1 protein-coding gene is annotated in these 366 nt (G+C 40.2%); it reads left to right on the top strand.

All coding sequences use genetic code 11. From position 1 onward, the window contains the following. Window positions 1-11: 11 nt before the first annotated feature. Window positions 12-366: YebC/PmpR family DNA-binding transcriptional regulator (locus FLQ44_RS17100; RefSeq protein WP_276607872.1), on the top strand; the 355-nt coding region annotated here is incomplete at its 3' end.

The raw sequence follows: 366 nt of genomic DNA, 5'->3' as shown, positions 1-366 counted from the left end.
TTTCAGTGAATATGACACGCGATACCATTAATCGTGCTATTCAGCGTGGTGCTGGTGGTGAAGATAACGATGATTTAAAAGAAGTCACTTATGAAGGTTATGGTGTTGGTGGTGTAGCAGTTATTGTTGAAACGATGACTGATAACCTTAATCGTACAGTACCAGACGTTCGTCATTGTTTCTCTAAAACCAACGGTAACTTGGGTACAGCAGGTTCGGTCGCTTACTTATTTACCAAGCGTGGTGAAATTACTTTTGAAGATGTTTCTTTAGAAGACAAGATCATGGACATTGCTTTAGAGGCAGGTGCTGAAGATATCGAAGTCGATGAAGACGAAATCTTGGTAATTACTACACCAGAAACGT

The organism is Vogesella mureinivorans (assembly GCF_007644035.1).
Lineage (GTDB): Bacteria > Pseudomonadota > Gammaproteobacteria > Burkholderiales > Chromobacteriaceae > Vogesella > Vogesella mureinivorans.
The sequence above is the reverse complement of the archived record's forward strand: the minus strand, read 5'-3'. Positions and strand labels throughout refer to the sequence as shown.